The 13,163-nt window shown below is 68.4% G+C and carries 10 protein-coding genes; 4 read left to right on the top strand and 6 right to left on the bottom strand.

Annotation, left to right across the window (positions count from 1 at the left end):
- Nucleotides 1–67: 67 nt before the first annotated feature.
- Entirely contained in the window at nt 68–952 is an 885-nt protein-coding gene (locus CLV29_RS11580) for a LysR family transcriptional regulator ArgP (RefSeq protein WP_133755259.1), read from the top strand.
- Between the two features lie 252 nt (nt 953–1,204).
- On the opposite strand, the gene CLV29_RS11585 is transcribed toward CLV29_RS11580, so the two are convergent.
- A complete protein-coding gene (locus CLV29_RS11585; RefSeq protein ID WP_243831905.1) occupies nt 1,205–2,011 on the bottom strand; it encodes a crotonase/enoyl-CoA hydratase family protein in 807 nt (268 codons plus the stop codon).
- Nucleotides 2,012–2,656: 645 nt separating this feature from the next.
- On the opposite strand from CLV29_RS11585, the gene CLV29_RS11590 reads away from it, so the two are divergent.
- A complete protein-coding gene (locus CLV29_RS11590) occupies nt 2,657–3,295 on the top strand; it encodes a class I SAM-dependent methyltransferase (RefSeq protein WP_133755260.1) in 639 nt (212 codons plus the stop codon).
- A 41-nt stretch (nt 3,296–3,336) separates the two neighbouring features.
- On the opposite strand, the gene CLV29_RS11595 is transcribed toward CLV29_RS11590, so the two are convergent.
- The 5 genes from CLV29_RS11595 to CLV29_RS11620 form a co-directional block, all read right to left on the bottom strand.
- Nucleotides 3,337–4,359, bottom strand: a complete 1,023-nt coding sequence (locus CLV29_RS11595; protein ID WP_133755261.1) for a glucosidase family protein — start codon at nt 4,357–4,359, stop codon at nt 3,337–3,339.
- 38 nt (nt 4,360–4,397) lie between these two features.
- Nucleotides 4,398–5,099 carry a class I SAM-dependent methyltransferase gene (locus CLV29_RS11600; protein ID WP_133755262.1) on the bottom strand — a complete coding sequence of 234 codons (702 nt, stop codon included), beginning with the start codon at nt 5,097–5,099 and terminating at the stop codon, nt 4,398–4,400.
- On the bottom strand, nt 5,093–6,334 hold the full coding sequence (locus CLV29_RS11605; RefSeq protein WP_133755263.1) for a glycosyltransferase family 4 protein: 1,242 nt from the start codon (nt 6,332–6,334) through the stop codon (nt 5,093–5,095). Before CLV29_RS11605 ends, CLV29_RS11600 begins: the two co-directional genes overlap by 7 nt.
- Before the next feature lie 247 nt (nt 6,335–6,581).
- Nucleotides 6,582–7,715, bottom strand: coding sequence for a hypothetical protein (locus tag CLV29_RS16220; protein ID WP_166649248.1), 1,134 nt, complete (start codon nt 7,713–7,715; stop codon nt 6,582–6,584).
- Nucleotides 7,716–7,915: 200 nt separating this feature from the next.
- Nucleotides 7,916–9,442 (bottom strand): ATP-dependent DNA ligase, encoded by a 1,527-nt coding sequence (locus CLV29_RS11620; protein WP_133755265.1) that lies wholly within the window; start codon nt 9,440–9,442, stop codon nt 7,916–7,918.
- A 215-nt stretch (nt 9,443–9,657) separates the two neighbouring features.
- On the opposite strand from CLV29_RS11620, the gene CLV29_RS11625 reads away from it, so the two are divergent.
- Nucleotides 9,658–10,872: an acetyl-CoA C-acetyltransferase gene (locus CLV29_RS11625; protein ID WP_133755266.1), complete on the top strand. Its 1,215-nt coding sequence runs from the start codon at nt 9,658–9,660 to the stop codon at nt 10,870–10,872.
- 2 nt (nt 10,873–10,874) lie between these two features.
- Nucleotides 10,875–13,040, top strand: coding sequence for a 3-hydroxyacyl-CoA dehydrogenase NAD-binding domain-containing protein (locus tag CLV29_RS11630; RefSeq protein ID WP_133755267.1), 2,166 nt, complete (start codon nt 10,875–10,877; stop codon nt 13,038–13,040).
- The last annotated feature ends 123 nt before the right edge of the window (nt 13,041–13,163 follow it).

Consider the following 13,163-nt stretch of genomic DNA (forward strand, 5'->3'; position numbering starts at 1 on the left):
ATGAGGATCCGGTAAAGCGAAAGATTCTGCAGTATCTTCAGTTATACTTCACTTTGGAGGTGTAGCGATGGACTGGGATCGACAGCACCTGGCCGCGCTCCGGGCAGCGGTCGAGCACGGTACGTTCGATGCCGCGTCGAAGGCCTTGCAGATCACCCCATCGGCGTTCAGCCAGCGGATCCGTGGCGCCGAGCAGCGGGCGGGGAGCCTGCTGCTGACCCGGAGCAAACCGGTCCGGCCGACCGCCGCCGGTGAGGTCTTGGTGCAACTGGCCCGGCAGCTGTCGCTGCTGGAGACCGAGGCGCAGGAGCGGCTCAGTCATGGCGGTGAGGCGGTCACCGAGCTGTCGATCTCGTTGAACGCCGACAGCCTGAGCGTCTGGTTCGCCCCGGTCCTGTCCGAGATCGCCGACTGGGACCAGGTGGCCCTGCGGTTGCAGATCGAGGACCAGGATCTCTCGGCCCGGATGCTCCGCTCCGGTGAGGTGATGGGTGCGGTGACCGCCGATCCGCGTCCGGCACCGGGCTGCCGCAGTCAACCGCTCGGCGTGATGCGCTATCTGCCGGTGGCCCATCCACGGTTGCTCGAACGGCACGGCGTCTCACCCCAGCGGGCGGCCGACCTGGCGCGCTTGCCGATGGTGGAGTACGGACCCGATGACGATCTGCAGCGCAGTCTGCTGCGCCAGCTCGGCGTACCACCGAATCCGGTGAGCCATCGCGTACCCACCTCGGCGGAGTTCGCCCTGGCGGTCGAGGCCGGGCTCGGCTGGGGAGTGGTCCCCGAACAGCAGGTGCAGGGACCGCTGGCGGCCGGCGAGCTGGTCCGGCTCGGATCCCGGCGGAAGGTGGACGTGGCGTTGTACTGGCAGCGGTGGCGTCTGGATTCCCCGTTGCTGGAACGACTGAGCGCCGTGGTGCTCGATGCGGCTGCCGTGCTGCGCAAGGCCTGAGCGGTACCCGGTCACCGAGCGCTGCTTGATGTTGTCGTCGTGGAGACGCTCAGACCGGGCAGATGCCTAACCCGCCCTGTCGCGGCGAAACGCTCTTGGCGCCGGTTGTACCGGGTCGGCTCGACGGAACGCTCCTGGCGGAAGGTTGTAGCGGGCCAGCTCGCGGATCCGATCCCTATCGATCTTCGCCGATCGGGCGCGTCACCCCGGTTGCGGCAGCCTGCCGGTCCGGCGAATCGCCTGGGGCTGCGGTCAGCGGCGCGGCCGGAAGACCGGCTGTTCCTTCTTCATCCCGGCCTTCCTGGCGATGGCGAAGTTCTCACCCCACAGCAGCGGCAGCTGCGCGACCCGCTCGACGACGAAGGTGAGCCGGTCACTGCCCGGCCACGCACGCTCGAGGAGGCGCTTGCCGCGGGCCACCGCATCGGGGGAACGGCTGGCGATCAGCGCCAGCAACTCCCTGGCGGCGGCGACCGGATCGTCGGCGGTCTCGGTCGCCAGACCCCACTCGGAGGCCGTCGCACCGTCGATGATCTCACCGGTCATCACCAGCCGCTTCGCCACATCGACGCCCACCAACTGGGCGAGCCCGCGGACACCGCTGCAGTCGGGTACCAAGCCCCATTTGGCCTCCATCACCGACCACTTCGAATCGGTGGTGGCGAAGCGGAAGTCGGCCCCCAGTGCCAGCTGGATCCCGGCGCCGAAACAGTTGCCGTGCACCGCCGCAGCGACCGGTGCCGGGATTCGCCGCCAGACCCAACATGCCTCCTGGAACATGTTGGTGCCGCGCAACGGGTTCGGGATGAACTGGGGAAGCAGGTCCTTCGGGGCGAAGGAGACGCCCTTGAAGTCGAGCCCGGCGCAGAAGCTCGGCCCGTTGCCGGTCAACAGCACTCCCCGCACCTGCTTGTCCCTGGCCAGGTCGTGCCCGATCCGGATCAGCGCCCGGAACACCTCGGCGTTCATACCGTTGTGCCGATCAGGCCGGTTCAGCCGTACCTCGGCGATGCCATCGGCGATCTCACAGGTCACCAGGTCCGTTGCGACGTTGCTCACGCGCCAGATTCAATCACCCGGGGCCGGGCCACGATCGGGCGGGTGCTCGCGGCCGGGACAGATCTCACCCAATGCCGCGACCGGAACACACCCAGCGGGTGCCGCGACCGGAACACACCCGGCAGGTGCCGCGACCGGAACACACCCGGCGAGTGCCGCGACCGGAACACACCCGGCAGGTGCCGCGACCGGCACAACACCCTCACGCAAGGCCATCTCGCCACGGGTCATCTGCGGCGAACCAAACAAACGTCACACTCGATCTCGGGACCCCAGACCCCCAGCCCGCCACCACGCGGTCCGATGCGACGGCCGCGGAATCGAGTGTGACATTTGTTTGATTGCCCCATCGGCAGCGCGTACTCGGCCGTGGCAACTGACCGGGGCGCGGGGTCTCGTGGCGCCAGTCGACGAAGCTCCTTGGGAACGAGAAGCAGCTCCACGCCCACCGCGGCGACTACGACCACCACCGGGGGTGACCAAGACCAGTGCGGCGACTACGACCACGCCCACCACCGGGGGTGACCACGACCACGACCAGCGGGGGTGACCACGCCCACCGGGGTGACGACGACCAGTGGGGTGACGACGACCAGTGGGGGTGACCACGAGCAGCGGCGGCCCGCAGTACGCAAGACTGCACCCATGAACCCGATCGACCTGCTCGCCCCGGTGATCGATGGCACCGAGGGATTCATGCCCGAGGACGAGGGCACAGCCCTGCACGATGCCGTACTCGCCCACCTCGGCACCGGGCTGGCGGTCGAGATCGGCACCTGGTGCGGGCGGTCGACGCTGTACCTGCTGGGCGCGGCGGTCGCCACCGGGGGCCAGGTCGTCACCATCGACCATCACCGAGGATCCGAGGAGCACCAGCCCGGTTGGGAGTACCACGACGAGTCCTTGGTCGATCCGCGGATCGGCCGGATCGACACCCTCCCGCGGCTGCGGGACACCATCAACCGCGCCGGCCTGGCGCTACCGGTGGTCGAGGAGCAGCTGACGATCATGGTCGGCCGCTCGGAGGTGATCAGCCGCTGGTGGCAGACGCCGATCCGGATCCTCTTCATCGACGGCAGTCACACCATGGAGGCTGCTCAACGTGACCTCGACGGTTGGTCACCACGGATCGAACCCGACGGATTGTTGATCATCCACGATGTCTTCCCTGATCCGGCCGACGGCGGACGGCCGCCGTACGAGATCTACCGGCAAGCTCTGGATTCGGGCCGGTTCAGCGAGCTCAGCGCAACCGGGTCACTGCGGGTGCTCCAGCGCCGATGAGGTCGCGTCGCCCGTCCGCCGAAAACCACCGGCACACGCGCTCAGTGCCGGCAGCGCGCGCAGTCGACGGGCCCTGGCCGGCCCACGGGCCGGTGCACCCGATGGCCCGGTGTGGTCTCGGTGATCGCATCGGCGGCCAGCAGCATCGCCGCGGCGGTCCACGACGACAGCTCGACCGGCCAGCGCACACCGTCGGTGAGCACCAGTCCGGTCCAGTAGCTTCCGTCCGGTTCCCGCAGGTGCTGGACGTCGGTGAGCAACTGCATCGCCGCTGACCGCAACCCGAGCGAGGCGAGGGTGATGGCCAGTTCCGCGGTTTCCGCACCGGTCACCCACGGTTGGTCGTCCACGCACCGGATCCCGTACCCGTTCTCGACATAACGGTCCCAGTCGGTACGGATCCGGGTCCGTGCCGCCTCACCGGTGAGGGCACCGCCGAGCATCGGGTAGTACCAATCCATCGAATAGCGTCGCCGGTCGGCGAAGGATCCCGGGTGCGAGCGCAGGTCGTGCCCGATCCGTTGCCGCAGCCGTTCCCAGTCCGGCCGCGGCCGGCCGAGCCGTTCGGCCAGCACCACCCCGGCCGTCAGCGCATGGAAGACGCTGGAGCTGCCGCTGACCAGCGCCTCCTCGAACCGACGACCATCGGCGTCCTCGGCCCAGGCGATCATGCCGTCGGCAGTCTGCATGCCCGCCACCTTGTCCAATGCCGCCGAGACCACCGGCCACATCCGGTGCAGGAACTGATCATCACCGGTAATCGACCAGTGGTGCCACACCCCGACTGCGACATAGCTGGTGAAGTTCGCATCCGTCCCCGGATCCAGGACGGTTTCGTCATTGCCGATCTTGATCGGCCAGCTGCCATCGGCGCGTTGGGTCCGGGCGCTCCACTCGTACGCGGCGGCGGCCTCCTCCAGGTACCCGGCAAGACTCAATCCCATGGCGGCCTCGACGTGGTCCCAGGGGTCGATGTGGCCGTGGTCGAACCACGGGATAGCACCGCTGGGCAACTGCAGGGAAGCGATCCACCGCCCGGTACGGCAGACCTGCGCATCACTCAACAGGCCGGGAACCACCGGACGTGGATGAGGTCGGGTCGTCACGGTTTGGTCAGGTAGAGGTTGATCGACTTCCCCATCACCGGATCCAACAGCCGCTCCGCGGTCCGGGTCGGCCAGGGCGCCTTCATCAGATCCCACACGAGCATCCGGTGCCAGGCATCGGCGATCGGATGATGATCACCAAGTGCGGTACGCAGCCACCAGTAGGGCGCATGCAGCGCATGCGCCCCGCCCTCGGCATCCAGTCGCAGACCGGCTGCCTCCAGTTTGGCCACCAGCTCGGCCCGGCTGTAGATCCGCACATGCCCACCGGGGACGGTGTGGTACTCGGTGGAGAAGGCCCAGCAGATCCGCTCCGGCCAGGCCCGGGGTACCGAGACGATCACCCGACCACCGGGTCGGGTCACCCGTACCGCTTCGTCGATCACCGACAGATCGGCCGGGACGTGTTCGAGGATCTCCGACATGATCACCAGGTCGAAATGATCATCGGGGTACGGCAGCGCGCTCGCGTCGCCGACCACCGCCTGCGCCTTGGCCTGCGCCGGCGCCTGCCCCTCGACTGCCATGGCGGCGAACATCTCACCCACCTCGGCCATGTCGGATTCCGACATGTCGAAGGCGATCACGTCGGCCCCCCGGCGATACAGCTCGAAGGAGTGTCGGCCGAGACCGGCGCCGATGTCGATCGCCTTCATTCCGGGGGCGATGTCCAGGCGATCGAAATCGAAGGTCAGCACACCTCTCCTCCCGTCGCCGGGTCATCGACCTGGCGGGCACGTACCTGCTCATAGACCGCGGCAGTGGACCGGGCCGCGGCGAGCCAACTGTATGCCTCGGCCGCCCGGGCCCGGCCGGCCGCTGCCATCGACTCCCGCAGTTGGGCGTCGTCGAGCACCTTGGCCAGCGCCAGCCGCAGTTCGGTCACATCACCGGGCGCCACCAGCATCGCCGCCTCGCCGACGACCTCCGGGATCGCACCGGCCCGGGTGGCCACCAGCGGCGTACCGCTGGCCATGGCCTCCACGGCGGGCAGCGAGAAGCCCTCGTACAACGACGGCACACAGGCGACCGTCGCGGTACCCAGCAGTTCGGCCAACTCGGCCTCGCTGAGCGAGGACCGGATCTGCACCCGGTCCCCGATGCCCAGTTCGGCGGCCTGCCCGATCGCGGTCCCCCCGGGCGGCGTGACCAGGGTGAGGGTGACCTCGCGATCGGTCGCCAATTCCGCCACCGCCCGCAGCAACACCGGCACACCTTTCAAGGGCATGTCGGCACTGGCGATGCAGACGATGCTGTTCGGTCGGCGCTGTGGTCGGGGGGCGAACTGCTCGAGGTCAACTCCCAGGCCGACGGTGCTGATCCGTTCCGGGTCGACACCGAAGTCGGTGGCAATGTCGGCTGCCGAGTTGGCCGAGACGGTCAGGATCCGCGGCAATCGGCGCGCCACCCTGCCCTGCATCCGCAGGAACCCGTACCAGCGTCGGACGGTGAGCCGTCGCCAGCCGGTCGCCTCGGCGAGGTCGAGTCGCCGGTCGCGGGTGATCGGGTGATGGATGGTCGCCACTACCGGCCAGCCGGCGCGCTGCAGGTCGAGCAGGCCGCTGCCCAGGCACTGGTTGTCGTGGATGATGTCGAAGTCCCCACGCCGATCGGCGAGCAGCCGGGCGACCCGCAGCGAGAAGGTCCAGGGCTCGGGAAATCCGGCGGTGCACATGGTGGCGAACTCGGCGACATCGATCAGGTTCCGAAACTCACCCAGCCGCGGCCGGCGGAACGGATCGGGTTCGCGGTACAGGTCGAGGCTGGGGACCTTGGTCAACCCCACCCCGGGATCCAGCTCCGGATAGGGCTGGCCGGAGAACACCTCGACCTGGTGACCCAGTTGGGTCAGTCCGCGACTGAGTTGCCGGACGTAGGTGCCCTGCCCCCCGGAGTGCGGTTTGGAGCGGTACGACAGCAGGGCTACGCGCATCCCGGTTCCTTCCCGCTCCGATCGGCGGGCTGTCGCCCACCGGTTGTGCCGCCCATCATGGCCGCCCCATGTGACCGATCGGTAACGGGGGCACCCTTCTGGCGTGGGCGGTCGGAGGCGAGGTCACCAAGGTTGCCCGGCCCCCTATTGATCGGGACGATCGGGTTGCTGGGCCACTCACCCGGGGATGACGAAAGCCCCAGGTCCCGCGAAACTCGCGCGATCCGGGGCCTGTTCGCCCGCGAGCTCAGCTGTCGGCCGAGCCCGAATCTGCGGTCGACTCGGCGACACCGGGGTCGATGCTCCCCGCCGAACCGTCGGAGGTGTCGGAGACACCCGAGCCGGAGGTGTTCGAACCCGAGCCACCCGAACCACCGGACCCGGATCCCGAGCCGGAACCGGACCCACCCGATCCCGATCCCGAGCCCGAGCCGGAACCTGAGCCCGTGTCGCCGGAGTCGGAATCGGAACTGCCGGAACCGGAGCCCGAACCATCCGAACCCGAGCCGTCCGAACCGGAGCTCGAACCGCCGGTGCCGCTGCTCGGATCGCTCTCGGGCTGCTGGGTGGTGTGGGCCGACGGTGCCGGGGTGGACTCGTCGGAGTCGCTTCCCTGATCGGTCCCGCTGCTGGGATCCGAGGTGCTCTCCGAGCCGTTGTCGGAGTCCGAATCGTCGGAGCTCCCGTTGTCGGAGTCATCGGAGGAACCGCCGGTGGCATCGTTGCCGATGGTCGAGATCGTGGTGCCCTGTCCCGTCGGGTTCGACAGCGGATGCCCCAGCAGGGCCTCCAGCCCGGTGATGGCCGCGCCGGCGATCACCAGCACGAAGGCGGCGGCGACGGCGACCCGGCCCCAGCGAATGCCCTTCAGCTTCGAGGTGTTCTGCTCATCCTCGGCCGAGTCGTCCTCAGCTGCCGGATCGGTGGCGTCGACTGCGGTCAGGTCGGTACGGGTCTGCTCGGCCGGGGACTCACCGAGCACCCGGGTCTCGGCATCGGCCTCACTGACCGGATGCAGTTGGGCGGTGTCGATCGCCTCGGTCGACTCCCCGTCGGTCCGATCCCTCACCTGGGTGGTGGTCGCATCGGCGGTGGTGTCACCGTCGGCCGCATCCTCCTCGGAGAAGCTGGCCCGCTTGTCGCTCGAACGGGGCTTGCGCAGCTGGGAGAGCTTCTCGGCGTTCAGCCGGATCGAGTTGCTGTAGATCGTGCCGCCGACGGTGGCGACGACACTGGCCAGCGCAGCACCGATCAGGGTCCCGGCGACGCCGAGACCGGAGGCGGCAACGGCCGAGGTGATGGCGGCCAATGCACTACCGATCACCTGGACCAGGGACAGATCGCCGACGATTCGGCGGGAGGTGGATCTTGTTTCGGACATGCTCCAGTAACTGCTCAACGTTGGAAGGGGTGGGGCGGAGTTTCCAGCTTAGCTCGCCGACGTCGTGTCTCAACCGGGATTCCTTTCCCACGACCGTGGTGGGAGGCGACTCGTCCCGCGGTACGACCGGCACCCGATCTTCATGATCAACTTCGGGCCGACGGAGCGGAACTACCGCCGGGGAAGCCGATCATCCCGGGTCAACGCAGCAACGAACGGACCGCCTGGATGGTGTCGGCCTCGGCAGCGGATTTGTCGTCGCGGTAGCGCAGGACGCGGGCGAAGCGCAGCGCCACGCCACCGGGATAGCGGGTGGATCGCTGGACACCGTCGAAGGCGATCTCCACCACCTGTTCGGGCCGCAGCTCCACCACCCAGTCCGCAGCATCCACCGGCCCGGTGGCCAGTTCGGTGAACCGCTCGGTCTGCCAGGCCAGCATCTGGTCGGTCATCCCCTTGAAGGTCTTGCCCAACATCACGAACTCACCGGTCTCGGCATCCCGCGCACCGAGGTGGATGTTCGACAACCAGCCGCGGCGTCGACCACTGCCCCGTTCGACCCCGAGGACCACCAGGTCCAGGGTGTGCCGCGGTTTGACCTTCACCCATCCCGATCCACGGCGTCCGGCCTGGTACGGACTGCGCGGGTCCTTCACCACCACACCCTCGTGCCCGGCGGCCAGCACCTGATCGAAGAACTCCTGCGCGGAATCGACGTCATCGATCTCCACCCGCGCGGTGAGGTACTTCGGCGGCACCAGCTCGGCCAGCCGGGCCAATCGGTCGGTCAGCGGCAGGTCGATCAACGACTCGTCATCGACGGCCAGCAGATCGAAGAACGCCGGTGCCAGTGACTGCTCCACACCGAGCTCGACCTCCCCGCTGCTCGCCCGGGAGGCCGTCTCCTGGAACGGCCGCGGCCGGCCCTGGGCATCGCTGGCCAGCAGCTCGCCGTCGAGGACGAAGGAGGCGGCGGGAAATCGCCCGACGAGCTCGACCAGCCCGGGCAGTCGTTCGGTGATGTCATCGAGACTGCGGCTGTACACGTGCACCTGATCAGCTGTCCGGTGCACCTGGATCCGGAAACCGTCCAATTTGCTGTCGACGATCACCGCCGAGGCGAACTTGTCCACCGCGGTGGTGAGGTCGGGCGCCGAGGAGGCCAGCATCGGCCGGACCGCCCGGCCGACCTGCAGATCGATCGCCTCCACCGCCTGTCGCCCGTCGGCCAGCGCCACCCATGTCGCCACGGCGCTGGACCCGCTCAGCATCGCCGCCCGCCGCAGAGCCGCCACCGGTACCTGCGATGCCGCGGCCGCAGCATCGAGCAGTGCCGCGTCGAGCGCACCCTGGCGTACCTCACCGGAGACCAGACCCCGCAGCAGACGTTGCTCCTCCTCGGTCGCCCGGCCGAACAGCTCGGCCACCAACCGGGCCCGAACCGCCCGCGACCCGGGCCCGGCCAGGCCGGCCAGGTCCTGGAACCTCGCGTCGACCTCGGCCACCTGCAGACTCGCCTGCTCGGCCGGCTCGGGCAGCGAGCGCAGCGAACCCCAGCTGACCCCGGTCCGGCGCTGCCGCAGCTCACCTGCCAGATAGCGGGCGACGATCGGCAGCTCCCCGACCGGGGTACGGCTGAGCAGCTCGGCCAGCAGATCGCGTTTGGCATTGCGGGAACGGGTCGCCGCGACCGCGGCGGAGGTCTGTGCCACCTCGTGCAGCAACATCTCGCCACCTCCTCCAGGCAGTTGCGGAATCCGAACCCCTCGAGGGAAACGGGTCGAAGGGTACGGCTCGAAGGGTACGGGCCGGGTCCGTCAGCCCTCCGGCCCGGAGCCGCGCGCCTGCGGCACCTCGCCCGTCATCGCGACGCCCGTCTCCTTGGCTTAGCGAACGCTAAGTGACAGACTGAGCGGCGTACATCGGCGTGCAAGGAGGAGACATGGCCGAAGAAGCCTTCATCTATGAGGCGATCCGCACCCCGAGAGGTCGCGGCAAAGCATCCGGTTCACTGCACGAGGTCAAGCCTGTGCACCTGGTCACCGGACTGATCGACGAACTGCGCAACCGCTTTCCCGAACTCGACGCCTCGACCATCGATGACCTCGTCCTCGGTGTGGTCACCCCGGTCGGCGACCAGGGCGGCGACATCTCACGGACCATCGCCCTGGCCGCCGGTCTGCCCGAGACAGTCGCCGGGGTCCAGCTCAACCGGTTCTGCGCCTCCGGCCTGGAGGCGGTGAACACCGCAGCGGAGAAGGTACGCGCCGGCTGGAACGACCTGGTGCTTGCCGGCGGTGTGGAGTCGATGTCGCGGGTGCCGATGGGCTCCGATGGTGGCGCCTGGGCCAACGACCCGGAGATCGCCATGCAACTCGGTTTCGTCCCCCAGGGCATCGGCGCCGATCTGATCGCCACCATCGAGGGCTGGAACCGTACCGATGTCGATTCCTGGGCAGTGGAGTCGCAGACCCGGGCGGCCAAGGCCTGGGCCAACGGCTGGTTCGACCGCTCGGTGGTGCCGGTACGCGACCGCAACGGCGAGCTGATCCTGGACCGCGATGAGCACATCCGCCCGGACACGACCGTGGAGAGCCTGGCCGCGCTGAAGCCCTCCTTCGCCGGTATCGGCGATCAGGGCGGTTTCGACGCCGTGGCCCTGATGAAGTACCACACCGTGGAGGAGATCGACCATGTGCACACCGCCGGCAACTCCTCCGGCATCGTCGACGGCGCCGCACTGGTCGCCATCGGCAACGAGGAGGCGGGCCGCCGCAATGGCATGACCCCTCGCGGCCGGATCATCTCCGCCGCGGTCACCGGTTCGGACCCGACGATCATGTTGACCGGTCCCGGCCCGGCGGCGAAGAAGGCACTGGCCAAGGCCGGGTTGAGCGCCGACCAGATCGATCTCTACGAGATCAACGAGGCCTTCGCCTCGGTGGTCCTGCGGTTCATGAAGGATCTCGAGCTCGACCCGTCGAAGGTGAACGTCAACGGCGGCGCGATCGCCATGGGGCACCCGCTGGGCGCGACCGGGGCGATCATCCTCGGCACCGTGCTGGACGAACTGGAACGCCGCGACCTGCGGTACGGGCTGTGCGCGCTGTGCGTCGGTGGCGGAATGGGCATTGCGACGATCGTGGAGAGGATCTGATCATGACAGGCAACGACAACGGATCCGCCGACCGTCCCGCCGTCCGGGTGGAGCTCGGTGAGGACCGGATCGCCGAACTGATCCTGGACGATCCGGGCGCCTCGGCGAACACCATGAACGACCGCTACCGGACCGCCATGCACGCTGCGGTGAACCAACTGGCCAGTGTCGATGATCTTGCCGGAGTGATCATCACCAGCGCGAAGTCGACCTTCTTCGCCGGTGCGAACCTGAAGGAGCTGCACGATCCGGAGTCGGTCGATGCCCTCGATCTGCAACGGGTCGAGTCCCTGAAGGCCGATCTGCGGAAACTGGAGACCCTGGGCGTACCGGTGGTGGCGGTACTCGGCGGCGCCGCCCTCGGCGGCGGTCTGGAGATCGCACTGGCCGCCCACCGGCGGATCGCCGTGGACAACCCGCGGTCGGTCTTCGGACTGCCCGAGGTGACCTTGGGACTGCTGCCCGGTGGGGGTGGCGTGACCCGCGTGGTACGGATGCTCGGCATCCTCGACGCCTTGTTGAAGGTGCTCGGTGAGGGCAGGCGGTTCAAACCGGCCGAGGCACTGGAGGTCGGGCTGATCGACGAGCTCCAGCCCGATGCCGAGTCGGCGCTGGCCGCTGCCAGGCAGTGGATCGCCGACAACCCCGAGTCGGCCCAGCCCTGGGATCGGCCCGGGTACAAGCTGCCCGGTGGCACCCCGTCGAATCCGAAGTTCGCCGCCATCGCCCCCAGCCTGCCGGCGAATCTGGTGAAGCAGCTCAAGGGCGCACCGATGCCGGCACCACGGGCGATCCTGGCCGCGGCCTACGAGGGTGCACAGGTCGACTTCGACACGGCCAGCCGGATCGAGTCGCGCTACCTGATCTCGTTGATCAAGGGACCGGTCTCGAAGAACATGGTGCAGGCCTTCTTCCTCGACCTGCAGACGATCAGCAAGGGCGGCAGCCGACCCGGTGACAGCGCCCCGCACAAGATCAACTCTGCCGGTGTGCTCGGTGCCGGGATGATGGGCGCCGGGATCGCCTACTCACTGGCCCGCTCGGGAATCGAGGTCGTGCTGAAGGATGTCGACCTCGCGGCAGCGGAGAAGGGCAAGGCGTACTCGCAGAAGCTGCTGGACAAGCAGGTCGGCCGGGGCAAGCTGACCCAGCAGCAGGCCGATCAGGTGCTGGCCAGGATCACACCGAGTGCCGAGGCAGCGGATCTGGCCGGGGTGGACGCACTGATCGAGGCGGTCTTCGAGGACCAGGCGTTGAAGCACCAGGTCTTCGCCGAGGCCCTGGCTCATGTCCGGACCGACACCTTGTTGTGTTCCAACACCTCCACCCTGCCGATCACCGGCCTGGCTGCCGGGGTCGACCGTCCGGCCGACTTCGTCGGTCTGCACTTCTTCTCCCCGGTGGACAAGATGCCGCTGGTGGAGATCATCCGCGGCGAACAGACCTCCGACGAAACGGTGGCCCGGGCCTACGACCTGACCCTGCAGATCCGGAAGACCCCGATCGTGGTCAACGACTCCCGTGGCTTCTACACCTCACGGGTGATCAGCACCATGGTCAACGAGGGGTTGGCGATGCTGGCCGAGGGAGTGCATCCGGTCTCGATCGAGTGCGCCGCCACCCAGGCCGGTTACCCGGTGGGGCCATTGCAGTTGACCGATGAGTTGAACATGGAGTTGTTGCAGCGGATCCGTACCGCCTACACCGATTCCGGCGCCGAGCAGACCTCGGTGGAGACGGCATCGGGACGGGTGCTGGAGACCATGATCAACGCGGGTCGGCCGTCCCGGAAGGCCGGCGCCGGTTTCTACTCCTACGACGAGGCGGGCAAGCGCGGCAAGCTGTGGCCCGGCCTGTGGGACACCTTCGGGGTGGCCGAACAGCAGCCACCGTTCGCCGATCTGCAGGACCGGTTCCTGTTCACCGAGGCGCTGGAGACCCAGCGTTGTTTCGACGAGGGTGTGCTGACCTCGACGACCGACGCCAACATCGGTTCGATCATGGGTATCGGTTACCCGGCCTGGACCGGCGGCACCGCGCAGTTCGTGGCCAACTACCCCGGTGGACGAGACGCGTTCCTGGCCCGTGCCGGTGAGCTCGCTGAGGCCTACGGTGATCATTTCCGGCCGCCGAGCTCGCTCACCGAAAGGGTCGCTGCCACGGTCTGACGAGAGCCCTGCGCGACCCCCGGCGACATCACGGGTGACCGGCCGTACCGGCCGCTGGAATCGACCGGCCGTCCCCTCGGGGCGGCCGGTCGAACGCTGCGGTTAGGCTGGGCCCGCACCCAT

The sequence above is a fragment of the Naumannella halotolerans genome (assembly GCF_004364645.1).
In the GTDB taxonomy this organism is placed as follows: domain Bacteria; phylum Actinomycetota; class Actinomycetes; order Propionibacteriales; family Propionibacteriaceae; genus Naumannella; species Naumannella halotolerans.